Origin of the sequence: Bradyrhizobium prioriisuperbiae (assembly GCF_032397745.1) — a bacterium.
Classification (GTDB): Bacteria; Pseudomonadota; Alphaproteobacteria; order Rhizobiales; family Xanthobacteraceae; genus Bradyrhizobium_A; species Bradyrhizobium_A prioriisuperbiae.
On sequence record NZ_CP135921.1, the window covers coordinates 797,110 to 819,437 of the forward strand.

General features: G+C 63.9%; 16 protein-coding genes, 1 tRNA gene and 1 pseudogene. 3 read left to right on the forward strand and 15 right to left on the reverse strand.

Going from position 1 to position 22,328, the window contains the following annotated elements; genetic code table 11:
* Nucleotides 1-44: 44 nt before the first annotated feature.
* The 5 genes from RS897_RS03725 to RS897_RS03745 form a co-directional block, all read right to left on the reverse strand.
* Entirely contained in the window at nt 45-1,328 is a 1,284-nt protein-coding gene (locus RS897_RS03725) for an adenylate/guanylate cyclase domain-containing protein (RefSeq protein ID WP_315835253.1), read from the reverse strand.
* A gap of 192 nt (nt 1,329-1,520) precedes the next feature.
* Entirely contained in the window at nt 1,521-3,047 is a 1,527-nt protein-coding gene (locus RS897_RS03730) for a hypothetical protein (RefSeq protein ID WP_315835254.1), read from the reverse strand.
* Nucleotides 3,037-4,368, reverse strand: coding sequence for a 2-hydroxyacyl-CoA dehydratase family protein (locus RS897_RS03735; RefSeq protein WP_315835255.1), 1,332 nt, complete (start codon nt 4,366-4,368; stop codon nt 3,037-3,039). The genes RS897_RS03730 and RS897_RS03735 overlap by 11 nt, the downstream gene beginning before the upstream one ends.
* Before the next feature lie 13 nt (nt 4,369-4,381).
* Nucleotides 4,382-5,512: a trypsin-like serine peptidase gene (locus RS897_RS03740; RefSeq protein ID WP_315835256.1), complete on the reverse strand. Its 1,131-nt coding sequence runs from the start codon at nt 5,510-5,512 to the stop codon at nt 4,382-4,384.
* 302 nt (nt 5,513-5,814) lie between these two features.
* Nucleotides 5,815-6,744: a LysR family transcriptional regulator gene (locus RS897_RS03745; RefSeq protein ID WP_315835257.1), complete on the reverse strand. Its 930-nt coding sequence runs from the start codon at nt 6,742-6,744 to the stop codon at nt 5,815-5,817.
* A gap of 247 nt (nt 6,745-6,991) precedes the next feature.
* Between RS897_RS03745 and RS897_RS03750 the strand changes: the two genes are divergently transcribed.
* The 3 genes from RS897_RS03750 to RS897_RS03760 all read left to right on the forward strand — a co-directional run bounded on the left by RS897_RS03750 (nt 6,992) and on the right by RS897_RS03760 (nt 11,274).
* Nucleotides 6,992-9,457: an MFS transporter gene (locus RS897_RS03750; protein WP_315835258.1), complete on the forward strand. Its 2,466-nt coding sequence runs from the start codon at nt 6,992-6,994 to the stop codon at nt 9,455-9,457.
* Nucleotides 9,458-9,594: 137 nt separating this feature from the next.
* The gene (locus tag RS897_RS03755) at nt 9,595-10,923 is read left to right on the forward strand and encodes an Hsp70 family protein (RefSeq protein ID WP_315835259.1); all 1,329 of its coding nucleotides are present in this window, start codon (nt 9,595-9,597) and stop codon (nt 10,921-10,923) included.
* 105 nt (nt 10,924-11,028) lie between these two features.
* Entirely contained in the window at nt 11,029-11,274 is a 246-nt protein-coding gene (locus RS897_RS03760; protein ID WP_315835260.1) for a hypothetical protein, read from the forward strand.
* Between the two features lie 25 nt (nt 11,275-11,299).
* Here the strand turns inward: RS897_RS03760 and RS897_RS03765 are convergent, their stop codons facing one another.
* The 10 genes and pseudogenes from RS897_RS03765 to fdnG all read right to left on the reverse strand — a co-directional run bounded on the left by RS897_RS03765 (nt 11,300) and on the right by fdnG (nt 22,261).
* Nucleotides 11,300-11,695: a hypothetical protein gene (locus RS897_RS03765; protein WP_315835261.1), complete on the reverse strand. Its 396-nt coding sequence runs from the start codon at nt 11,693-11,695 to the stop codon at nt 11,300-11,302.
* Nucleotides 11,682-12,182: a hypothetical protein gene (locus RS897_RS03770; protein WP_315835262.1), complete on the reverse strand. Its 501-nt coding sequence runs from the start codon at nt 12,180-12,182 to the stop codon at nt 11,682-11,684. Before RS897_RS03770 ends, RS897_RS03765 begins: the two co-directional genes overlap by 14 nt.
* A 23-nt stretch (nt 12,183-12,205) precedes the next feature.
* A tRNA-Sec gene (locus tag RS897_RS03775) sits at nt 12,206-12,301 on the reverse strand.
* 156 nt (nt 12,302-12,457) lie between these two features.
* Nucleotides 12,458-14,284: pseudogene (gene selB / locus RS897_RS03780) on the reverse strand (selenocysteine-specific translation elongation factor); the annotation flags it as partial.
* Nucleotides 14,281-15,078, reverse strand: a complete 798-nt coding sequence (locus tag RS897_RS03785; protein WP_407654426.1) for a tetratricopeptide repeat protein — start codon at nt 15,076-15,078, stop codon at nt 14,281-14,283. The pseudogene selB and the gene RS897_RS03785, both read right to left, overlap by 4 nt.
* Nucleotides 15,065-16,510, reverse strand: a complete 1,446-nt coding sequence (selA, locus tag RS897_RS03790) for an L-seryl-tRNA(Sec) selenium transferase (protein ID WP_315835263.1) — start codon at nt 16,508-16,510, stop codon at nt 15,065-15,067. Before selA ends, RS897_RS03785 begins: the two co-directional genes overlap by 14 nt.
* A gap of 8 nt (nt 16,511-16,518) precedes the next feature.
* Entirely contained in the window at nt 16,519-17,442 is a 924-nt protein-coding gene (fdhE, locus tag RS897_RS03795; protein ID WP_315835264.1) for a formate dehydrogenase accessory protein FdhE, read from the reverse strand.
* Nucleotides 17,443-17,522: 80 nt separating this feature from the next.
* Complete coding sequence (locus RS897_RS03800) at nt 17,523-18,236, reverse strand: formate dehydrogenase subunit gamma (protein ID WP_315835265.1); 714 nt, start codon at nt 18,234-18,236, stop codon at nt 17,523-17,525.
* Nucleotides 18,233-19,171 (reverse strand): formate dehydrogenase subunit beta, encoded by a 939-nt coding sequence (gene fdxH / locus RS897_RS03805; RefSeq protein WP_315835266.1) that lies wholly within the window; start codon nt 19,169-19,171, stop codon nt 18,233-18,235. Before fdxH ends, RS897_RS03800 begins: the two co-directional genes overlap by 4 nt.
* A gap of 15 nt (nt 19,172-19,186) precedes the next feature.
* Nucleotides 19,187-22,261, reverse strand: coding sequence for a formate dehydrogenase-N subunit alpha (gene fdnG / locus RS897_RS03810; protein ID WP_315835267.1), 3,075 nt, complete (start codon nt 22,259-22,261; stop codon nt 19,187-19,189).
* Nucleotides 22,262-22,328 lie beyond the last annotated feature (67 nt).

The window sequence follows — 22,328 nt, forward strand, 5'->3', positions numbered from 1 at the left end:
GCCGCGGAAGAAATTATGCGGCAACGCAATATCGCCTTGTCGTTTCAGCTGTTGTCGATCGCCGCCGTCTGGGCCTGTAAATAAAGATCATAACGATCGGCCAACATGTCGCCGCTCCTGATCTCCGGATCCAGCGTGAACAGATCCTGCGCCTGTCCGATGCCACGCAATGCAAAACGTCCGGTCGACACAAAATGGTTGCGCCCCTCAGCGTCCAGGCCGATCAGAAACGCCGATGAGATCAGAAGTTCACGATCGACCGAATTACACATCGACGCAATGCGACTGACCTCGTTGACGGCCGGCCCCACCACGGTGAAGTCGAGCCGATCCTCGCTGCCGATATTGCCGTAGAAGACTTCGCCGACGTGCAATCCAACATAGGCGGTGGTCGACGGTCTGTCTTCCGAGAGCCGGCGACGATTGATCGCCTGGATATTCTTCCTGAATTGATTCTCCGCACGCAGCGCCGCATGCTTGGCCATAGCCAGGTCCTCGGTATTGAAGATCGCCAGCACGCCGTCGCCGATCAGCTTCAGCACATCACCGCCCGCATCATGGATCGCGCTGATCGCGGCATCGGCATAGTCATTGAGGAACGGAATGATCTCCGCCGGCTCCATCGCGCCGCTGATGGCGGTATAGCTGCGCAGATCGGAAAACCACAGCACGGCCTTGATGCGGTCGGCCACGCCGCGCGAGATGCGTCCGCCCAGCACGCGCGCGGCGGCGTCGCGGCCGAGATAGACCTGACCGATGGTGCGGGCGACGCGGGTGAGCGAACGGGCCTTGACCGCAAGCCCGAGTACCGGCACGAGGTCGCGCAACGCGCCGAACGCCCGGTCATGAAAGCCGTCCTGGTGGCGCAGCGTCCAGTAGGAATAAACGCAATCCATCTCGCCAATGACGTCGCGGGTTTCGAACCGGTGCACGAAGGCAACGAGATCCTTGTGGCCCTTGGCGGCGATGTCGCCGATCATGCCGAAGTCATAGGCTTCGAGATTGCAGAGATCGATCCGCAGTTCGCTGTGCCCCTGTTCCAGCATGGCGTAAAACATCGAACGCCGCCAGTTCTGCGCCGCCTCGCCCTCGCTGGTGGAGCCGTATTCGAAGGTGTCGCTCTCCTCCTCGTTGCCGTCGGTCCAGCGGAAACCGCGTCCCTCGAAAATCGGGTCCAGCGTGTCGATGAACACAAGTCCGCGCGACAGCTCCAGCCCTGCATCCCGGCAGCGTTCGCAGAAGCCGCGAACAAGATCGTTCTCGGGAAGCCCGGCCAGCCCGGCGCCCACCAGCCAGTTCGCAATCTCCAATTGTGACGTCCGATCCATCTCGCCTCTGTCCAGTCATGTCGTGTCCATGCGCTTCGCGGCACAGACCGCCGTCCCGGCGTCCGCAGGCATGCCCCGCTCTGTCGTTGTGCCCGTGCAATGGGGTGGTAGGTCGCAGTCTACCGTGCCGCGCTCTGTTCGGCGAGCCGTCTGTCCGACGGGATCAAGCACAAGATTGGCATGCCCGCGCCGTTACTGAGCCGCGCCGGAGAGATCGGTCCAAAGCTCGACAACGCCGGGAAAATTTCTCGAGCCTGCCTTTGCGGTGAGATCCACCACATGGATCGGTACCGCCCCCTGCGGCCCCATCGCCTTGATATCAGCCACAAGCTTCTCCGCCGAGGTCTTGTCGGCGGCGTAATAATAGCGGATCTCGTTGAGCCCCTTCGCCAGATCGGTGCTTTCCACGCCCGGAATACGATAGCCCAGCGCCTTCAATTTCTGAACGAAGGGTTGCGCGACCGCCGCGCCGCCGGTGGCATATTCGACATAAACGATGGGTTTGTCAGATGGCTGGACCTCGACCTGTGCCCAGAACTGGTTGGTCGTCGGGGAGACGGCCGGTGCGCCTGCTGGCGCCGGGCCCGATTTGGGATTGAGCAGGCTCGCGGGCGTGGGGCGCCCGTAAGGCTGGGGGGCGCTGCGCAAGGTCACGACCGTCTGCTCCGGAACAACGCCCGCGCTGGTGGTCTGGATGTAGTCGGGTGACGGCAGTCCCGACCTCAACACCAGATTCTTGTTCACGATGTAAGTTGATCCAACTGTTGCTGCGGTCGGTTTGACCGGTGCCGAGGTCACCGGATCCTGCAGATTTGGCAGTGGATCGGAACCAAGCCAGATGTACCCCAGCTGCGAGGCGGCGGTGGGCGACTGACCGCCGGCAATTCGCGCGCTGGCCTCTGCCCTCAGCACGGCATCGGGCACCGTTTCGGAAATTTCGGCCGACACCGCGACCCTGCGGCTGCTGAGTTGTTTTTCCAATTCTGTGATCTTGGTCTGCAGGTCCTGCACGTCCGCGTCATTCTTTTGCACGACCTGATTCGATCGCTTTTCCAATTGCTGGGCTTCCAACTGAGCGATATGCGCCTTGCTCTTGGCGTTATCCCACAGGGAGAACCACAACCCGGCGACCAGCAGGAGAATGATAGCCGCGACAGACATCGTAAGAAAAATATTCCGCTTCCTGGCCTTGGCCGCAGCTTCGCTCGCTTTCACCAGTTCGGCGATATCCGGATCGGACGCCGCGAACGCGGATGCATCCTCTATCGCCTGGCCATACAGAAGATAACCTTCCGAGCGACCGGAATCCCGCCACAGCCGTGCCGTGGCCGCGAGCTGGATCTGCTTGCGCGCATCGCGACGTTTCTGCGCGGCAGCCTCATCGTTCGCCGGAGCGCTCTCGCCGCCCGCCCTGGTCTGATCGAACGGGGCGAGTTTCGGCGGCGCCCATTCCTTTTCGTTGATGTCCGAAAGGCTGATGGTCTCCACGCTCCAATAGTCGAGGATGTTCTGCGCCGCCTGCCGCTCCGTCTCCTTCGCAAGCACGGCGCCGGTCTTCTGGCCCCGCGCCACGAATGCGGCGATCTCCGGCACGCCCGACGGCGCCGCGTCGCTTTTCTGGTTGGGCTTCAGCGCCCGCATCAGCGCGAGGTGCGCCTTCTGCATCTCCTCGAACGAACCAAAGCCGTCAACCGCGATCGTCTCGGACTCAAGCGTCATCGGACAGCGCCTTCATTATGGATCGGAGCGGAACACCTATTTCGACGAGCGAACCGCAGTCCTGCTTCAGCAACTCGTCGATATAGAAGAACCTCATGCGGGCGGAACGGCGAAAATCATCATAGAGGCGGCCGAGGCTGTTTTTCTCCGGCACGCCATCCACCGGTGCGGTCTTTGCGCCGAGGCGGGCGAGCTCATCCTCGATGCGATCAGCATAATCACGAATGTTTTTTGCCCACTTCGCATCCGGATTAAGGTCCGCCAGGGTGCGAACCGTCAATCTCGTTTCCGGCCACAGCGACATGAAATCGTCGGTCTGGTTCGCGGACTGGCTGAACACCTTGTCCAGCGACCACAATCCGCTGTCGATCCCCTGCCACATGTCGTGCTCGGCCACCCGGCTTCGCAAAGCCGCCGCCAGATTTTCGAGCGCAGCCTGGGCGTCGGAAATCGCCGCTCCGTCCGCCCCCGCAAGCGGAACGACCGATTTCAACGCCGCCGACAGTTGCGCCAGCGGCAACGCCTTGGCGGCCGCAAAGATCAATTCATTGAGCCGCGGCGGATGGGTCTCCAAAACCCGAGCGAACTTGTAGGCCGCCAGCGTCGCCATCGATCCGTTGCGGTCGTCTATCGCCTTCTGGAAGATCGTGACGGCCCCATCAAGCTCATTGATCCACTTCAGCTCCAGCGACCTGACCGCTGGTTCGTTCGGCAGCCGCCCCACCGTCAGACGCGCGGACTCGACCGTCGTCTGCACCTGCTCCTGATATTCGCGCAAGCTGTCGATCTGGGCATCATCCTTGTCCATCGTCCGGGCCGATGACAGCAGGATGGAGAATTGCCGGAGCTGGATCCGATGCAGGCTGTCATGAAGGTTCTTGTAGCCATCCAGCCGCGACAGCTCTCGCACGACGAACTCGAGTGTTTCCTTCGACTCGCCGATCGCCTTTCTGATCGCCGGGTCGTCGAGCTTGCGCTGAGCCTGCTCCAGGGCCGAGATGACGCCTCCGACCTGCGACTTCAGATCAGGCACCTCGATCAGCGCGTCCGGGAAGGCCTCGGCAACCACGGCGCGCAGATCAGCGACGTCGACGCGTGAGGCCACGATATAGGCCAGGAAAATCTTGGTGATGCCGAGCTCTTCCACCCGGTCGACGCATTTGCGGGCGATGACGCGCCGCGGCTCCACCGCATTGGCAATGTCATTGATGATCCGGTCGCCCGCACAGCGATAGAGAATCGCATCGAGCTCGAGAAACGGGAATTGATCGCCGATCACGTTGCTCAGCGGTTCGAGCATTTTGGGCGGAATTTTTGCCATTACCGCCTTCCGGTCACGCTCCCAGGAACTTCAGATGGCCGTCATCGGCGATCTTGCTCCGAATGAGGGTCGCCGGCACCCCCTGATTATACGCCGGAGTTTTGTGCCATGCCGGATCCCCGTAATGATGCAGAGCGACGAGATCCCATTCCATGGTGAAGCACGGCGATCCGGAGGACCCGGCTTCGGTGTTGGTGGTATAGCGAATGCGCGTTCCGTTCGGGTTGGTACTGATGAAGGCGTCGGTATCCATTGCCAGTTTCATCGGCGAACCATCGGGATGCTGCACGATCAATAAAGGATCTCCTGGTGACAGCGTCGCCACCTCAGTCGGAAGCTTGATCCAGCCGCGAGGCTGGCCGCCTGCCGCCGTCTCGCCGATCGGAGCGGCCAAGCGCAACAGCGCATAATCCAGCTGATCCGCGGTGGGCAGCGGCGTATCCGGAGTCTGCGTCGCTTCCGCCGGGCTGTAGGGCGTGCTGGACAGGCAGCCGTCGGCATGCAGACCGACCAGCTCGCCCTGCTGACGGGCACCATTTTCAAGACGCAGATAATCGAAACGACAGCCGAGGTCGGCCAGCGTTCCGACTTTCCTGACGCCCTCGACCACATGCCAATTGGTGAGAACGACCTCGGGCCCGACCAGGAAGCCAGTGCCGACGGCATTGCCTCCGACCTCGATCCGGCAGACCTGCCGTTCGATCCGCGCAATCTTGTCGACCCAGATGTGGATGTCGAGCTTGACGAGATTCGGCCTGACGTTGCGTTGCAGGCCCGGCGCCGCCACCCGGGTCGGCCCCGATGCCTGCGGCTGGCCGGCGCGCTGCACCTCGATCTCGGCTCCACTGTCGGACCCGCTGACGGCGGCTTCCGGGCAGAGCCGCCGGATCGCGTCCACGACGTCCTGGTTCTTCAGGCGACGCGAGTAAACGGCAGAGAGAAAGAGATGCGTCGTGCCCTGCTGCTGCAGGGCCACCAGCAGCTTCTGGATCGTCACGCGTTTGGGATCTCCGGTCGGCACGTACTCATCGAACAACCGGTCGCCGAGGCTGGCATAAACGATGGTGTCCAGGTCATTGATATTAAGTGCATCCGACAGGACTTTGGACAGCCCCTCGATGTCTTCACCCGTCAGCTTGCACACTGGACCTCCGCATCCGCTCGCGACGAATAGTTCAGACAAGCATGGTCATGATTTGGCACAACACACCTGCAGACAATGTGACACATGCTCTCGAACGTCGGTGCCGAGCCTCTCATTGCGGAGATTTCAACATCAGTCGGGCTCAGCAGCGCCTTAAACGGCGCGCAAATCATCTTTTGAATAAAAATCTTTATCGCACAGTCGCCAGTGGCAACTACAGCTTCTAACGGCACGGATTTCAAGTCATAAATGATGCAGCGCAGTCGCAGCCAGGTCCTCCGAACGGTGACGCGTGCGACGGGTCAGCCTGCCGTCACGTCGCTCTCGACGCTGAATTTCTTTGCCGTCTGCCTGACCATCTCTGCAAACCGGCGGACCGCGGCGGACGGTTCACCGCGGCGGGTCGCCAGACGAAGCGGCGCGATCGGCTGAATGGAGCCCTTGAGACGACGAAACACCACGCCGTCCAGCCGCATCCGCTGCAGCGAGGCCGGCACCAGGGAAATCCCGAGTCCTGCGGCGACGAGATTCAGCGTCGCCACGATGCGCGGCGCCTCCTGGCCGACGCGCGGGCTGAAGCCCGCGGCATGACATCCGGCAATGATCGCATCGTACAGGCCCTGCCCGTTCGGGCGCCGATAAACCACGAAGGTTTCCGCGGCGAGCGCTTTCAGCGGCACGGCGGTGTCGGCCTCGTGGGCGAACGGATGCCCATCGGGCAGCGCCACCAGCATCTTCTCGTCCAGCAGGGGGTTGATCACCAGCCCCGCCGGATCGGCCACCGGCGTGCGAATGAACACCGCATCAAGCCGCTCGCTGCGCAAATTGTCGATCAGGGTGTTGGTGCCGCTCTCCTCCAGCGTCAGCGCTACCAGCGGAAAGCTCTCCCGAAAAGCCCGAATCACCCGCGGCACAAACGGATGAAACGGCACTGAGCTGGTGAACCCGACCGAGATTTTCCCTTGCTCACCCCGCGCGGTTCGGCGGGTGGTGGCGAAGGCGTGGTCGACCTGCGCCAGAATCATCCGGGCATCGGCGAGCAGCGCATGACCGGCATCGGTCAGTTCGACGCCGCGCGGCTTGCGGCGGAGCAACAGCACGTCGAGTTCGCGCTCCAGCGCCTTGATCTGCTGGCTGAGCGGCGGCTGCTGCATGCCGAGCCGCTCGGCGGCGCCGGTGATGTGTCCCGCTTCCGCGACTGCGACGAAATATCTGAGATGACGGAGCTCCATGAGACATATCCTGCAGGTATGGATGGCCTCCTGGACATATTACGAAACGTCGCTCGGGAAAAGAGCGGTGTGTGGAACCTTCGGCTGACGCCCTCCGCGTCGCGGCCGGCGCAACAATTTCGGCCGCCGACACGGACAGCCGTCTCACTGCGCGCAAAGGATCGCCAATACTTAATTCGCATTTACCGGATGTTCCGACAAATCGCGCAAGCACGGGGACGACCACCGTCCTCTTGCGATAGACCTCATGATCCGCCTGATCCTCCTGCTCCTCGGAACGCAGCCGCTGCGCACGTACTGGTGGGCGTTCATCGTGCTCGCGGCCTGCAGCCTCGCGACCGGCATCGTGTTTGCGGCGCATCTGTTCGACACCGCGATCATCGTCGTCATCGATATCATCGGCATCGCCTTCGTGATCGAAGGCATGGCGCGGCTGCTGGCGCTCGCCGCAATCGGCTTTCCGAACGCGACAATCCCGGTGCTCAAGTCGCTCGGCTTCTTCGCGCTGGGGTTCATCACCATCGATGTGCCCTGGGACGACAACATCGTCGCCACCATCACGATCGGCGGCGCGCTGCTGATCGACGGTCTCTTTCGTCTGGGGTCCGCGGTGATGATCCGCTCGGAGCGGTGGCGCCGGGCCGCGGTCATCGCCGTGATCGAGCTGATCATGGCGGGGCTGATCTGGACACCATGGCCAATTCCAAACCGTCACACCGTGCCGTTTTGCCTTGGCATCATCCTGATCGCCGCCTCATGGAGCCTCTGCCGGCTGGGGCTGCAGCTGCGCAGACTGCCGTCGGGCGCCTCCGTCACCGATCTGCCGCTGTTCGCCGGGCCAAACTGGCATGGGCGCAGCACCCTGCCCCCGGCGCTCGCACACACAAGCCGCTGGGACAACGACAACCCCCTCACCGTGCACATCTGGACGCCGATCGGCTCGGCCGTGGATCCGCAGCCGCGGCCGGTGATCGACCGCTATATCGCCGCGGTCGACCAGAACGGGGTGATCATGACCGGCCATGCGTCGCTGTCGCTGCCGCCCGGCACCTATGTCAGCCTTTGTCCCGCCAACGATATCGATCGCTCATCGGCCGAATTCGGACGCCTGCTGCGCGCGGGGACGGAAAACGATGTTCCCGGACGATTCAAAGCCTCGCTGGAAGAAGAAAGCACCGCCTGGCGCAAGCCGGACCGCGAGATCAACTTCCGACATTATAATGCCGCCGCGTTGCAGGCGTTTCTGTCCCGTTATCGGCAGGTCGAGGTCTACAACCTCACCCGCCGTAACTGTTCGTCGACGGTGGTGCTGTCGCTCGATGCCGCGATCGAGGGCGCTCTGGGCGAAGGACACCCGTGGCAAACGCTGCTGGCGCTGCTGACCGATCCCGCCATGTGGTTATTGGCGTTGTGGCGGGCGCGCGCCGAGGCGATGACCTGGACGCCCGGGCTCGTGCTCGATTATGCGCAGACGCTGCAGCACGTGCTGGAGCGGCGGAACAACCGCTGGCTCGCCCGTCTGTGGATCGCAAAACGGCGCTTCGAGGAGCGGCGGCGCGCCCAGGTCGCCGAGGGCGTCGCGACGCAATCGCAACTGCCGACGATGGTGTCGCTGATTGCCACCGCGATGATCTTCGGCCTGACCTACGGCCTGAGCGCACCGTTGCTGGCGCTCAGCCTGAGCCGCGAAGGTTTTGGCGAAGGCTTCATCGGCGCCAACGCGGCGATGCATGCGGCGGGCGTGCTGGCCATCGCACCACTGCTGCCCAGCCTCGCCTGGCGCGCTGGTCCGAAGCTGCCGATCGCGGCGGCGCTGCTGGCGGCCGCCGCCGTGCTGGCGCTGTTTCCGGTGATGCCGTCGATCTGGCTGTGGTTTCCGCTACGGATCGCGCTCGGCGCAGCCTCGGAGACGCTGTTCGTGATGTCGGAGACCTGGCTGAGCCAGCTCAGCGATGAGCGCACCCGCACGCGGACCATGGCGATCTATACCACCGCTCTCTCGCTCGGGTTTGCCCTTGGCCCGGTGATCCTGACGACTGTCGGCACCGACGGCATCGCGCCATTTCTTGTCGGCGGCGGCATCGCACTGCTGGCGCTGTTGTCCATTGCCATGCCCTGGGTTCGCGCGCCGGTGTTCGAACGCCCGGCCCATCGCAACATGCTGCGTTATCTCTGGCTGGTGCCGATTGCGCTCGGCGCCACCCTCATCAACGCAGCCGTGGAAACCGCCGGGATGTCGTTCCTGCCGCTTTACGCCATGCGGGTGGGCTGGGACGAACAGCCGGCGACGTTGCTGCTCTCGGTGCTGCTGCTGGGCGCGATCCTGATGCAATTGCCGATCGGCTGGCTGGGTGACCGGATGGACCGCCGCCGGCTGGTGATCGGCCTCGGCTGTCTTTCCACCGTGGGCGCGCTGGTGTGGCCGCTGGTCATCGACACCCCGCTGCTCGCTTATCCCCTGCTATTCCTGTGGGGCGGGGTGTTTGTCGGCATCTACACGGTGATGATGGCGCTGGTCGGCAGCCGCTTCCAGGGCGGCGACCTGGTGTCGGTCTACACCATCACGTCGGTGGCCTGGGGCGCCGGCGCCTTTGTCGGTCCCGGCACTGCCGGCGCTGCGATGGATCTTGCACGCCACGGCCTGCCATATTTCGCCGTATTTGCATGTGCCGCCTTCACTTTGCTCGCGATTTTGCGACGGAACAGCGCCTGATCGAAAAGCAGTCACGGCCAGTCGTGCGTCCAATATTTATGCACGAAGCCGCCAGACTTCGCATGCAAAGCTCTAGCCAGCAGGGGTCAAAGCCGCTAAACGTCCGCCCCCTTTCCCCCGCAGAGTCTGAGCCTGTCATGTCGAGCCATTCCCCTGTCGTGTCGATTGGCATCGATTTCGGCACCAGCAACACGGTGATCGCGCTCGCGACCGGCGACGGCCGGGTGGAAGGAATCCGCTTCGACCATGGCGGCAGCAGCCACAGCGTGTATCCGACGGCGATGTGCTTCTGGGAGGAAGGACCGGGCAACGTCCGCGTCGCGGGCGGCCCCTGGGCGATCGCGCAATTCCTCGAAGGGGACTCGGTTCACCGCTTCATCCAGTCGTTCAAGACCTTCGCCGCAAGCTCCGCATTCAACTTCACCCAGATCTTCCGCAACCGCTACAAGTTCGAGGACCTGCTGGCCACCTTCCTGCGCACCGTGGCGCGCAACGCCGGAGCCGGGTTCGAACTCGCGGCGCCGACCATCATGGTCGGTCGTCCGGTGCGATTCGCCGGCGGCAACCCGGACGACGCGCTGGCGATGCAGCGTTACCAGACCGCCTTCGACACCCTCGGCGCCGGTCACGCGCGGTATGTCTATGAACCGGTGGGCGCGGCGTTTTCGTTCGCGCGACAACTGAATCGCGATGCCACCGTGCTGGTCGCCGACTTCGGCGGCGGCACCAGTGACTTTTCGGTCATGCGGTTTTCGCGCGACCGTGGCACGCTGCGGGCCGAGCCGCTGGGACATGCCGGTATCGGCATCGCCGGCGACACTTTCGACTTCCGGATCGTCGATCACGTCGTGTCGCCCCGGCTGGGCAAGGGCAGCAATTACCGCTCGTTCGGCAAGGTGCTGTCGATCCCGAGCCACTACTACAGCAACCTGGCGCGCTGGCATCAACTGGCCATGATGAAGGGCAGCGGCGATCTGCGCGAACTGCGGGAGCTCTCCCGCACGGCGCTGAATCCGGAGCCATTGCTCGACTTCATCACCATTGTCGAGCTCGACCTCGGCTTTGCGCTGTACCGCGCCGTGTCCGACGCCAAGGTCGCGCTGTCGGCGCGTGAGAGCGTCGACTTCCGCTTCCAGAGCGAGGGCATCGATATCCGCGCCAAGATCACCCGGGACGATTTCGAAGACTGGATCGCCGACGATATCGAGCGGCTCGGCGCCACCGTCGACCAGGTGCTGACCAAAGCGGGCGTCAAGGCGCATGAAATCGAAAAGGTATTCCTGACCGGCGGCACGTCCTTCGTTCCCGCAGTGCAGCGCCTGTTCGTCGACCGGTTCGGCAGCGAGCGGCTGACGTCCGCCGACCAGTTCGAATCGATCGCCTACGGCCTCGCCTTGATCGGGCAGACGCCCGACCCCGACCGCTGGACGGTCGCGGCGAGCGTGCCCGACAGCGTCAGCGCCTAAGCCCTTCGCTGCGACGAGAGCGCGCAGGCTGAGCGGCTGCGTTGTATCGACGCCTGCGGGCGAGTAATCTGGCGCGACGTTCCCTTCGACGGAAGGAGAGCTGGAATGCGCAAGTCCGCATTGAGCCGGTTTTACGCGCACATGATTTCGCTGGGCCGGGAGTTCCGCCACTCTGGCGCGCCACGACGCGAGAACGCGGACAGCGCGACATCGCCGGCCCTGATTTTCATTGCCACCATTCTCGGCACCCTGCTGGCGATCATCGAGATCGATCTCTATTTCGCCGAATTGCAGGCCATCGGCCTGATCAACCGCGACGTGGCGATCGATCCGATTTTCAGAGGTCCATGATCGCACACACGATCAGTGCAAGTCGTCATTGCAACTGCTGGATTTCCTCGATCTTGAGCTGCCGGCCCCAGAGATCGAAGAACTGACCGTGGTTGAGCACCAGACGATCGTCGTCGAGCCCGGCTTCGAGCTCGCGCAGATGGGCGCGCGCCGACGGATCGTCCAGCAGACCGCCAGTGGGCCCTCTCACGGGGAAGAAAGATGCACCATTCCAGTCATGGCCGGAGCCCGCAAACAGCACGGTGATCCCGGCCCAGTCGATCTCGGCACCAATGACATTGAAATAGGTTGAACACAGCGGCGTCACTTTGCTCTCGCCGATCGCGACCAGGATCACCAGCGCGGTGAACTCGCCGGATGATGTAAACTCCCCGGCGATCCAACGATCGAAGTCGGTGTTGTGGGCATCAGAAATCGACAACGGGCGTCTCCGGCATGACGTTCTCGAACAGCACCCAGAACGGCACCGGATGGGTCGCGGCATACCAGGCCTCGAACGCGGCCAAGGCTTCCGTTACCGAGACATCCGTCACCGCGGCTTTCGTTTCGGCAGCCCCTGCTGTGTCAGTTGCTGTCCCGTCCGCCTGCTCTGCCGTATGCTGTTCGAACATGACTTTCGCCACCGGGACGAATCTTTCCACCACCTCGCGTCTCGCATCGCTGTCGCTCGCCCAGCCCAGACGTGCGCGCAACGCCGCCACGACCTGCGCGACAGCCATAGCTTCGTCGTCCGACGCGGTGACCGCATCCGCGACCTCGCGCATCAGGTTGAGACGGCGGAACGCGAAGGCACGCTCGGTTTCCAGCGCCTTGATGCGTGCCGAGATGGTGCGGCGGAACTCATCTTCGGCCCTTGAGGCCGTGTTCGCGGCGGCCGCGAGGTCATCGATGAACAGCGCAAGCGGCATGGTCATGGGACGCTCCGGGTGTGTGGCGGAAGAGAGAGGGAGTCGAACCCACCAAGAACCGGCTCGCGGCCCTTCCCGGATTTGAAGTCCGGACGCCCCACCAGGGACGGTTCTCTTCCAGAAGTCACATGCCCTGGATTGGCATATGCTGAAACTGTCGACTGCTGCGGACTGTCGCTGCCGGCGCGGCGAAACAGATCAAGACGGTGCCTGTTGATCCGCCGCAAGTCGCCGCGACGCAGCGTCACGCCATGCCGGTCGAAAAATTCAAGGATCTGGATCGCCACCTTGCGGCCGTTGTCGACGCGGTCGCGGAACTGCGCCGCGGTGAATTGTCCGCTCTCCGTCGCGAGCTCGACAATGATGTCCACCATCTCGGCGACGGTGCCGCGCAAGAAAAAATGGTCATGGGCGATTTCGTCGACCCTGCCCATGCGTCCCAGCAGCTTGAGCAACTGGCGAACATCGATCTCGCGTAGTGCAAGCAACTCGGCAATATCGCGTGCTCGCGGTGGCCGGAAGCGCTCGGCATCCGACAACAGCGGCGCGATCCGCATCCAGGCCTTCTCGTCTCTGGCGGTGAGTCGCACCTCGTGCGCAGCGAGCCGAACCCAGGCTCCGTCGAGCGCGATCTCCCGGGCGGCGGCGAGTTGTTCAAGATAGGCCCGGAACACCGGCACCGGCAGCCGCGGTTCGAGTTGCAGGCGAAGCCGCTCGAGCCCGATGCCGGACAGGTCCGGATTCTCCAGGTGAAACGCCTTCAGCGTTCCCAGCAGGCTTTGCGCCAATCGCGACCAGCAGGTCTGCGACAACGCGAACTCCGCCCCCGCAACCGTCGCCCGGATCAGACCCAGGCGATCTGCGGTCGCACGAACCTCGGTCATGGACAACGCGCGGTCGCGGCCGAAGCCCCAGAGATCGACAAGAAACGGCGCGCGATCCAGCAAGGCGATCAATGCAGCCTCTGGTGCCGCGATGGCAGACGCCTGCAGCAGCGCCAGCCGCTCCTGAGTCCGGCGCTTGCGGCCCGGCGCGCGCAGATCGAGCAGCGTGCCGCCGCCGATGGTCCGCTGCGCCGTGGTATCACGCAGCACAAAACGGTCGCCGGCTGCTGCCGCGATCGGGCGCTCCAGCACCAGTTGCGCCAGGGTGTCGGTGCCGGGCACGATGGCGTCGTCACCGAGCAGCACGACACGCGCCCCGACCTCGGTGGCGGCATGATGCAACCGCACCGGAAACCACTGAGTCACGGGTTTCGCCTCGGACGGCAGCAGCCGCAGCATCACGTCGATCCGCTCGGTGGGCGCATGCAGGTCGGGATCGAGCACGACATCGCCGCGCGCGATCGCATCCCTGGTGATGCCGCTACCCGCGAGATTGAGGGCGCAGCGGTCGCCGGCAAGACCGCGATCAGCCACGCGGTTCTGCGCATGGATCGAACGCACACGCGCCTCGCGGCCGGAGGGACTGATCACCACCCGATCGGCCACCGCCACCTGTCCCGACAGCACCGTGCCCGTCACCACGGTGCCAATGCCCGCCAGCGTGAACGAGCGATCGACCGCCAAGCGAAACCGTCCCTCGGGCGGACGCTTGCCGACGGTTGCCGCTGCTGCGAACAATTGCTGGCGCAACGTCTCAATGCCCTCGCCAGTCACCATCGAGACCGGCACGATCTCCGCGCCCGCAAGACGCGTGGGCCGCAGCAGGTTCGCGATATCGGTGGCCACCTCATCCCGGCGCACGGGCGGCACCAGATCGCATTTGGTGAGGGCGACGATGGCGTCCTTGATCCCGAGCAGATCGAGAATCGCCAGATGTTCGCGGGTCTGCGGCATCAGACCGTCATCGGCCGCGATCACCAGCAGCGCGACATCGATGCCGGACGCGCCAGCCAGCATGGTGTGGATGAACTTCTCGTGTCCCGGCACATCGATGAAGCCCAGCACCGAGCCGTCGGGCGTGGGCAGATAGGCGAAGCCGAGTTCGATGGAGATGCCGCGGGCTTTCTCTTCCTTCAGCCGGTCGGTATCGACACCGGTCAGCGCCCGCACCAGCGCGCTCTTGCCATGATCGATATGGCCCGCGGTGCCGATGATCATGCGGCAGCCCCCGGCAATGGCGAAGCCGCGCGCAGTTCGGCCTCCTCAAGCTCCACCGGCGACAGCGTGCCGCGCACCGCCTCGAAGAACGGCTCCGCCAGTGCGCTGCCGCCGTTGCGTGCGCGCAGCAACAGCGCGAAGGCGGCCACCGCATCGCGCGGCACGCCGGCGCCGAGATGAAAGGCCGCGCCCAGCATGGCCTGGCTGTCGGCATCGCCGCGCTCGGCCGCCTTGGCCCACCATTCCGCGGCCACCCGCGGGTCGCGGGGAACGCCCACCGCGTTGTGATACATCAAACCGAGCCGCGCCATTGCCGCCACAACACCTTGGGCGGCCGCGGTTTCAGCCCAAAAGCGTCCCTCGGCAAGATCCGGGGCCATGACTTCGCCCTCGACCAACATCCGGCTCAGCATGTCCTGCGCCGGCGCATCGCCAGCCTCGGCGGCGGCGCGGTACAATTCGGCGGCGTGGGCGTAGTCGCGCGCGACACCGTTGCCGTCCAGGTAGAGCCCGGCGAGATTGCGTTGCCCGACGGAATCTCCGTTCTCGGCCGCAAGCGTCAGCCAGCGCAACGCCAGCGCCGAATCGCAGGTCACGCCGAGACCTTCGGCGAAACACGCGCCGATGTTGTTCTGCGCCCGCGCGACGCCGGCGTGCGCCAACGGCCCCCAGATCGCGAGCGCGGTTTCATGATCACCGGCCGCCGCGGCGTCATAGGCCATTGCCATCTGCGCTTCGACCGAAGGCTCGTCGCGTCGCCGGACTCTGGTTGCGATTGCCTCAAGCCAGCGCATCGCCCGCCTCCGGGATTTTGAGAGTGGCGAGATTGGCGATGAAATCCGCTTCATCGCCAAGGCAGCGCAGGTCGAACATCAGCGCCTGGTCCTCGATCCGCCCAATCACCGGACGGGGCAACCGGCGAAACGCCGTGCTCAGCGCGGCCACCTCGCGACCGCTGCGCCGCGCCTTGGCGGACTGGATGCTCAGCCCGGCGCTGGGCAGCGTTTCCACCGGCAAAGCGCCTGAGCCGACCTGGCTGTGACAGGCGGTGACGCTCACCGTGAATGACGCCCCGATCACTCTTGCGATCACGGGCGCAAGCCGCTGCGCCAGCCCCTCGATCTCCTGTTTCGGCCGCGCCAGCATCCGGAAGGTCGGCAGCCGTTCCGAGAGACGATCCGGATCGCGATAGAGCTTCAGCGTTGCCTCCACCGCGGCGAGCCGGATCTTGTCCACGCGCAGCGATCGCTTCATCGGATTGCGGTTGAGTTTGGCGATCAGATCCTTTCGGCCAACGATAAATCCCGCCTGCGGACCACCGAGCAGCTTGTCGCCGGAAAACGTCACCAGATCGGCCCCCTTCGCCACCGCCTCGGCAACGGTCGGCTCATGCGCAAGGCCGAACCGCCGGAGATCGACCAGCGTGCCGGATCCGAGATCGTTCACCAGCGGCACCTGGCGCTCCCGGGCGAGGATCGCAAGCTCCTGCGCCGGAACCTGTTTGGTAAACCCCTCGATCCGATAATTCGACGTATGAACCTTGAGGATGAGCCCGGTCTTCTCACCGATGGCGCCGATGTAGTCCTTAGGATGGGTGCGGTTGGTGGTGCCGATCTCGATCAGACGGGTGCCGGCACGCGCCATGATGTCGGGCATCCGGAACGCGCCGCCGATCTCGATCAGTTCGCCGCGCGAAACGATCGCCTCGCGGCCGCGCGCCAGCGTGTTGAGCACGAGCAGCACCGAGGCGGCATTGTTGTTGACGATGGTGGCATCCTCCGCCCCCGTCAATTCGCGCAACAGGCCCCGCACATGGTCGTCGCGCTCGCCGCGATGGGCGCCATCGACATCGAATTCAAGGGCGACGGCGGAGCGCATGGCCGCAACCGCCGCCTCCACCGCCTGCTCGGCCAGCAAGGCGCGGCCCAGATTGGTGTGCAACACCGTGCCGGTGAGATTGAAGACCGTTCGCAGGCTCGGTTGCGCATCGGTGCCTAGCCGGGCAAGGACGACGGAGGCGACATGCGCGATGTCTCCGGTCACCTCACCATCCTTGCGAGCCTCGGCCAGTACACCGCGAACGGCGCCGACCACGGCCTGCCGCCCGAACTGGTCGAGGGTGGCGACCATCGCAGGAGAGCGAAGCACCTCATCCACCGAGGGTAACTTGCGCAAGGCAGACGAAGCCGTCCTGGTGGTCTTTTGGGGTGCGACTGATTTGGCCATCGCGCGCCTCAATAGCCAACGAGATAAGGATTGACGGCGCCTCGCCGATAACCGGCGTCGCGGACCAGGAGATCGAGACCCAGTGTCGCCACGTCGTCGGCCACCGGATCGAGCGCCGGATCGGCGTGCTGCAGCAGGATCTTTGCGTAGCTGCCGCAGGATTCGCAAGTTTCGGCCCGTACCAGACCAGCGCCCGGACCGGCTTCGATCTCGTGATAGGTGATGCCCTTGGTCGAACCGCAGAGCGTGCACTTGACCCGCACCACGTGCCACAAGGTGGCGCAGAGCCAGCAGGCGCAGAAGCGGGTGTTGTGCGCGCCCGTCCAGTCCACCACCAAACTGCTCACTGGCGCGCTGCCGCAGCAGGGGCAGGCCCCTTCACCCACCGGCACCAGACGCTTGGCATCGAGCCGTGTGGCCAGCCGCGCGACATGCACTTGCAGGGCGGCGGCGACATAGACGCGTTCGGCAAGCCCGTCGGCGGCGGTCGCGCCTGCCAGAACGTCATCCGCCAAAGCAACACGGCCTGCGGCATCGAGCCGGCTCACCTGCTCCAGCGCCAGCCGCGCCTGTGCCGGCATCTCGATTCCGGCCGCCAGCGCGAACAGCCGGTCGAAGGTGACCTCAAGCGCCTGATCGGCGGTGAAGTTGCCACGGTCGAGCGGCGGCATGGCGAAGCCGCGGGCGCGCTCGCGCACCTCGGCCGTCGGCATCTCAGGCTCCGGCAAGTCGCTCTGGCACTGATGCTGCGCCTCGGCGAGCCCGGCCATGAAGCGCAGATAGGGTTCGAGGTCGTGTCCCTGCGACAGCAGCGCAAAGCGCTGCGCGCGTTGCCTGAAATGGACCGTCGGGTCGGGAAGACGAACGAAGGGGGGATTGGCAATCACGCCGATCGGTGGCGAACTGTGCGCCGGGGCGCCTGCGTCACTCATCAAACCTCCTCACGAACCACACGGGCCACGTGAAGGACACCACGGCGCCGGCAGTATCAGCCGGTGCCGCGCTGCTGTCATCAGCCGGGCGGTTTCCCGGTGACGAGCTCCTTCAACCACTTGCGATGATGCCGCCACGCCCAGCCGCCGGTCACCCGGCCACGGGTCATGGCGCCGATGGTGCCGCGCACCCAGATCGCCGCATAGACATGAACGATCCAGACACAGATGATGACGACCGCGGCGATCGAATGGACGATCATCGCAAGACGTTTCTGATCGACCGTCGAATAATCGCTGAAATAGTGATTCCAGATCACGACGCCGCTCGAGATCAGCACGATGATCAGGAACGACATGCCCCAGAAAACGATCTTCTGGCCGGCATTGTACTTGCCGATCTCGACCAGTTCCGGATCTTCATGATCGCGATTGCCGATCACTTCATTGAGCCTGACCATCCAGGTGGTGTCGGCGCCCTTCCAGAGATTCAGCCGCCAGAAGCGGAAGAACAGTCCGGCGAAGCTGAAAAACAAAACAACGCCGATCCAGGGATGCAGCGCGCGGGTCAGTTGCCCGCCGCCGAACAGCCCGGTGAGAAAGAACAGGCTGGGGTGAAACAACGCAAGGCCGGACACTGCGAGCAGCACCAGGCAGGTCGCGGTGATCCAGTGATTGATCCGCGCGCCCGCCGTGTAACGATCGACGGTGACGGGATTGCCGCGATGAACGCTGTCATCGGGGTCCGCGATGCCGTGGCCGACAACACCTGGCTCGATTTTATGTGCGCTCATGACCGGTCCTCGGCCAGCCGCTTGGCGTTCTGCTCATCGTCCTCGGTGACGCGGTTCGGTCCCATGACGACGTGGTGCAGTACTCCGATCGCAGCAAAAGCGGCGATCGCCGTCAATCCGGCATACTTCGTAAGCCCCTTCCAGAGCTGGACCACCGGGCTGATCCTGGGGTTCTCCGGCAGACCGGCGTAGATCTTCGGCTGGTCGGCGTGGTGCAGCACATACATCACGTGCGTGCCGCCGACGCCCGGCGGATCATACAGGCCGGCATTCTTGAAGCCGCGGGACTTGAGATCCTTGATGCGGTCGTCGGCCCATTTCTTCATGTCGTCCTTGGTGCCGAACACGATCGCCTGGGTCGGACAGGCCTTGGCACAGGCCGGGCCCTGGCCGACGGCCATCCGGTCGGAACACAGGGTGCACTTGTAGGCCTTGTTGTCGGCCTTCGAGATCCGCGGAATGTTGAACGGACAGCCGGTGACGCAATAACCGCAGCCGATACAGTGATCGTGGACGAAATCGACGATGCCGTTGGAATACTGCACGATGGCGCCGGGCGCCGGGCAAGCCTTGAGACAGCCCGGATCGGCGCAGTGCATGCAGCCATCCTTGCGGATCAGCCATTCGAGATTCTTGGTTTCCGGATTGACCCATTCGGTGAAGCGCATCACCGTCAGGCTGTTCGGCGTCAGATCGAGCGGGTTGTCGTAGCTGCCGTGATTGATGCCGACATCTTCGCGCAGATCATTCCATTCCAGGCAGGCCGACTGGCAGGCCTTGCAGCCGATGCACTTGGAGACGTCGATGAGCTTCGCCATCGGCGTCAGCTGCCGCGCCGGCTGCGGCACGGTCGACGCGGAGCGGCGGACCAGATCCTGCTCGCCGAATTTCGACGCGGAGGGCTGGACCGATGGATTAGGGAGTGGGGGAAACATGTGCGACCTCCTCCCTTAAGCCACCGGGCCCGAGATGGGCTCGATATTGACCAGGAACGCCTTGTATTCAGGCGTCTCGATATTGGCGTCGCCGACAAAGGGCGTGAGCGAGTTCGGGCCGAAGCCTTTCTTCGCCGCCCCCATGAAGCCCCAGTGCAGGGGAATGCCGACCACGTGCACCTTGCGACCATCGCAGATCAAGGGCTGGATGCGTTTGGTCACCACGGCCTTGGCCTTCACCGATCCGCGCTTCGACCACACCCGCACCCGGCCTCCGTCCTGGATGCCTCTTTCCTTGGCCAGTTCCTCGCTGATTTCGACGAAGAACTCAGGCTGCAGCGCCGCGTTGATCCGGGCATGCTTGGTCCAGAAGTGGAAGTGCTCGGTCAGGCGGTACGACGTCGCCGCGTACGGATAATCCTTGGCGTCGCCGAACTGCTCCATGTCGCCGCGGAACACCCGGGCCGCCGGATTGCCCCGGATCTTTGGGGCAACCAGGTTGGCGATCGGGGCTTCGAACGGCTCGTAGTGCACCGGGAACGGCCCTTCCCGCATCATGCCGCGGGAGAACAGACGCGCCGAGCCTTCCGGGTTCATGATGAAGGGACCGACGTCGGCAGGCTTCGACGCCGGCGCGATGTCGGGCACGTCGTACCCCGTCCACTTGATGCCGTCCCACCACAACAGCTTGCGGCTCGGATCCCAGGGCTGGCCGTTGATATCCGCCGACGCCCGATTGTAGAGGGTGCGCCGGTTGGCGGGCCATGACCATGCCCAGTTCGGGAACGCGCCGGTTTCGTCCGGATCGCGGTTGTCGCGGCGGGCCATGTTGTTGCCGGCCTCGGTGAAACAACCCGAATAGATCCAGCAGCCACAGGCCGTCTTGCCGTCGTCGCGCAACGCTGCGAAGCCGGCAAGCTGCTTGCCCTTTTGCAGCAACAGCTTGGTCGGATCATTGGGATCCGGCACGTCCTCCAGCACGGAGCCGTTCATCTCCTTGGCCAGCTCTTCCGGCGCCGGTTCCTCCGGGTCCTTGTAGCGCCAGTCCAGATTGAGGATCGGCTCGGGGACCGGACCACCCTCTTTCTGATAGAGCGCCCTCAGGCGCAGGAAGATCTGCCCCATGATCCAGGTGTCGTGCCTGGCTTCACCAGGCGGGGTTCCGGCCGCCCAATGCCAGTGCAGCTGCCGGCCGGAATTGGTCAACGAACCGGTGTCCTCGGCAAAGCAGGTGGACGGCAGCTGGATGACTTCGGTCTGGATCTTCGACGGATCGACGTCGTTGAATTCGCCGTGATTGTCCCAGAACCGCGCCGTCTCGGTGTCGAGCGGATCCATGGTGACGAGGAACTTCAGTTTCGACAGCCCGTCGGTGACCTTCTTGCGGTTCGGGAATGAGAGCAACGGATTGAAGCCCTGGCAGAAATAGCCGGTCATCTTGCCGTCGTTCATCATATCGAACACGCGCAGCACGTCGTAGCCCGGCACGTCGAGCTTGGGCAGCCAGTCGTAGGCGAAGTTGTTCTCCGGCGTCGCAGCGTCGCCCCACATCGACTTCAGGAAACTGACGAAGAACTTCTTGTAGTTCTGCCAGTAACTCATCTGGTTCGGCAGCAGCGGCTTGAACCCGCGTGTCGACATGTAGGTGTCGAACGTCGGCTCCCGCTCGTTCGGGATCGTCAGATAACCGGGAATCAGGTTCGACATCAGGCCGAGGTCGGTCAGCCCCTGGATGTTGGAGTGGCCGCGCAAGGCATTCATGCCGCCGCCGCGCACGCCGATATTGCCGAGGATCAGTTGCAGCATCGCCATGCAGCGGATGTTCTGCGATCCCTTCGAGTGCTGGGTCCATCCCAGCGCGTACATCGACGTCATCGTTTTGGTCTTCGACGAACACTCGCCGATCATCTCCGCCACCTTCAGGAACTTGTCCCTGGGCGTGCCGCAGATCCGCTCGACCAGTTCCGGCGTATAGGCCGCCACGTGCTGTTTCAGCAGGTTCCAGACGCTGCGCGGATGATCGATGTTGGAGATGACATAACCGTCCGGCCCCAATTCGTAGTCCCAGCTCGACCGGTTGTAGTCGCGCTTGGCTTCGTCATAGCCCGAGAACAGCCCTTCGCTGTAGCTGAAACCCTCCTTGACCACATACGGCGCATTGGTGAACGCCTTCACATACTCCCACTGCACCTTGTCGTTCTTGATGCACTGGTTGATGACGCCGAGCAGGAATGCGATGTCGCTGCCCTGGCGAATCGGCGCGTAGAAATCCGCGACCGATGCCGTGCGGGTGAAGCGCGGATCGACCACGATCAGCTTTGCGCCACGGTAATGCTTGGCCTCCGTGACCCATTTGAAGCCACAGGGATGCGCTTCGGCGGCGTTGCCGCCCATCACGATCACGAGATCCGTGTTCTTGATATCGGTCCACGAGTTCGTCATCGCACCACGGCCGAATGTTGGAGCCAGACTGGCTACCGTAGGGCCGTGTCAAACACGCGCTTGATTGTCGAACGCCAGCATCCCGGTGCTGCGCACCACCTTGTAGGTCGCCCAGGCCGTCTCATTGGTGGTTGCCGAGGCTGCAAGGAAACCGGTGGTCAGCCATCGGTTCACGGTGACACCGTCGCGGTTCCTGGCGACGAAATTCTTGTCGCGATCGTCCTTCATCAGCCGCGCGACGCGATCGAGCGCGACATCCCAGGTCACGCGCTCGAACTTGTCCGACCCCGGCTTGCGGATCATCGGATACTTCAGGCGAGTGTCCGCGCCCAGCATGTCGAGCAGGGCCGCGCCCTTCGGGCACAACGTGCCGCGATTGGTCGGGTGATCGGAATCGCCCTCGATATGGGTGACCTTCGCGGTCTCCCCCTTCGCGAGATTGCCCTTGGAATACATGATGATGCCGCAACCCACCGCACAATAGGTGCAGGTGTTGCGTGTCTCGGTGAGAGTCGCGAGCTTGAAGGGGCGGATCGCCGCTGCATACGCGCTTTCGGTTTCGCCAAACCCGAGCGCGCCCAGTGTCGTCCCCGCCACTCCCGCACCCGCGCCCTTCATAAACTGGCGCCGCGAGAGTTCGATATTCACGTCCGGTCCTCCCTTAAGAATGGCCTCAGGACGCTTCGCGAAAGACGCTTATGCTTGCTTCTTGATT

Coding starts and splice junctions, on each gene's coding strand:
- RS897_RS03770 (WP_315835262.1), bottom strand. CDS start 12,182: ATGCCGCTTGCGCTGTTCATCGATGACCTCGCGGCCGCCGCGAACACG.
- RS897_RS03785 (WP_407654426.1), bottom strand. CDS start 15,078: ATGCGCTGGCTTGAGGCAATCGCAACCAGAGTCCGGCGACGCGACGAG.
- RS897_RS03755 (WP_315835259.1), top strand. CDS start 9,595: ATGTCGAGCCATTCCCCTGTCGTGTCGATTGGCATCGATTTCGGCACC.
- RS897_RS03730 (WP_315835254.1), bottom strand. CDS start 3,047: ATGACGCTTGAGTCCGAGACGATCGCGGTTGACGGCTTTGGTTCGTTC.
- RS897_RS03760 (WP_315835260.1), top strand. CDS start 11,029: ATGCGCAAGTCCGCATTGAGCCGGTTTTACGCGCACATGATTTCGCTG.
- RS897_RS03735 (WP_315835255.1), bottom strand. CDS start 4,368: ATGGCAAAAATTCCGCCCAAAATGCTCGAACCGCTGAGCAACGTGATC.
- fdhE (WP_315835264.1), bottom strand. CDS start 17,442: ATGAGTGACGCAGGCGCCCCGGCGCACAGTTCGCCACCGATCGGCGTG.
- RS897_RS03750 (WP_315835258.1), top strand. CDS start 6,992: ATGATCCGCCTGATCCTCCTGCTCCTCGGAACGCAGCCGCTGCGCACG.
- RS897_RS03725 (WP_315835253.1), bottom strand. CDS start 1,328: ATGGATCGGACGTCACAATTGGAGATTGCGAACTGGCTGGTGGGCGCC.
- RS897_RS03745 (WP_315835257.1), bottom strand. CDS start 6,744: ATGGAGCTCCGTCATCTCAGATATTTCGTCGCAGTCGCGGAAGCGGGA.
- fdxH (WP_315835266.1), bottom strand. CDS start 19,171: ATGTTTCCCCCACTCCCTAATCCATCGGTCCAGCCCTCCGCGTCGAAA.
- selA (WP_315835263.1), bottom strand. CDS start 16,510: ATGGCCAAATCAGTCGCACCCCAAAAGACCACCAGGACGGCTTCGTCT.
- RS897_RS03800 (WP_315835265.1), bottom strand. CDS start 18,236: ATGAGCGCACATAAAATCGAGCCAGGTGTTGTCGGCCACGGCATCGCG.